General features: G+C 64.9%; 1 protein-coding gene and 1 pseudogene. Both read right to left on the bottom strand.

What is annotated here, in order from left to right; genetic code table 11:
- Window positions 1-213: 213 nt before the first annotated feature.
- Window positions 214-1,008 carry an IS21-like element helper ATPase IstB gene (istB, locus tag ACSFBL_RS35580; protein WP_435520498.1) on the bottom strand — a complete coding sequence of 265 codons (795 nt, stop codon included), beginning with the start codon at window positions 1,006-1,008 and terminating at the stop codon, window positions 214-216.
- Window positions 1,009-1,058: 50 nt separating this feature from the next.
- Window positions 1,059-1,482, bottom strand: a pseudogene (locus ACSFBL_RS35575) (IS21 family transposase); the annotation flags it as partial.

Genomic DNA, 1,482 nt, shown 5'->3' with positions numbered 1-1,482 from the left:
TGCGTATTTCGGCGAACGTGACCGATGATTTCGGGAACGTGACCGATGTCGGTCGGATGCTGGGTTGCGCGGAAGAGATTGTAGGGATGAGGTTGATTTGAAGGGCTGAAGTACCTCCCTGAAGAGCGAGAGTGAGCGGGCGATGCCTGCATATGGGCGAAGGGCTCTGCGTTTTTGTCTTGCTTTTTTTTGTTCGTGGTGTTGGCGAACTACTTACTGCATTTCGGCAGCGTCGCCGGTGGAATCGATGAGTGAGTCGGGTGCGTCGCTTACGCTGGTGGCCTTGCCCGGTCGCAGGGACTTTCCCTTGAGCGCCAGGCGATGACTGCGCGAGAGCAGTCGATCCAGGATCGCATCGGCGATCGTCGCGTCGCCGATCCAGGCATGCCAATGCTCGATCGGCAACTGGCTGGTCACGATCGTCGGGCGCGTGCCGGCGCGGTCGTCGATGATCTCCATCAGGTCAGCGCGCGTGGGACCGTCCAGCGCGGCCATTCCCCAATCGTCCAGGACGAGGACTTCTGTGCGCGCCACTGCCGCGAGCCAACGGGCGAAGCCGCCGTTGCCATGCAGCAGCCGGAGGTCCTCTCCAAGACGTGGCGCGCGCAGATACAGCGCCGAGTGCCCGCGTCGGCACGCGTACTGCGCCAACGCGCAGGCCAGCCACGATTTCCCCGATCCTGTGGGGCCCGTAACCAGGATCGCGGTCCCGTCCTCGACCCAGCGCGATAGCGCCAGACTCATCATCGCGCCGCGCTCGAAGCCGCGCCCGGCACGGCCATCCACATCTTCGATGCAGGCCTGCGGGTACTTGAGTGCGGCCCTCTTGAGCAGCGCGGCCTGGCGCTTGTCGCTGCGGTGATGAACCTCGCGATCGACCATCAAGGCCAGACGCTCCTCGAAGCTCAATGTCGTGCTCGCGTTGCTTGCGAGTTGCTCCTCGACGGCCGTGGCCATGCCGGCGAGCTTGAGATCGCGCAGTTGCGCCAGCGTGTTGTTCATCATCATGGAGATGTCCTTGTCCTTCGGTTCTTGATTGATGGGGGCCATGGCTGGCGTCAGTGGTAGTACGCCGCACCGCGCAGGTTGTGGTGCTCGGGCGCGACCCACTCGGGTTCAGGTTCCGCGCGCTTGACCAGGTCACGCCCGTTGGCCAGGATGTCGCGCACGTTGCGGTATGGCCCGCCACCGAGCTCCAGGGCCAGCGCGCAGGCGGCCTCCACACGCTGCGGGCTGTAGCGCTTGACCAGGCTAAGCAGGCCCAGGCAACTGCGGTAGCCGTGCTCGGGATGGCGGAATCGCTGCAGCAACTGGGTCACGAACTGGCCGGTGTTCGTGCCGATGCCGTTGCCCCAATGGATCAGTCGCTCCGGCGTCCACTGCTTGTGGGCGCGGTGCGCCGCGGGCATGTGCTCGTCCACGGTGGTGAAGCCACCCCGACGTGAACTGCGGACATGGCAGGCCACGCGCTGGCCTCGATGC

Origin of the sequence: Variovorax glacialis (assembly GCF_051216375.1) — a bacterium.
Taxonomy (GTDB): domain Bacteria; phylum Pseudomonadota; class Gammaproteobacteria; order Burkholderiales; family Burkholderiaceae_C; genus Variovorax.
The sequence above is the reverse complement of the archived record's forward strand: the minus strand, read 5'-3'. Positions and strand labels throughout refer to the sequence as shown.

Coding starts and splice junctions, on each gene's coding strand:
- istB (WP_435520498.1), bottom strand. CDS start 1,008: ATGATGATGAACAACACGCTGGCGCAACTGCGCGATCTCAAGCTCGCC.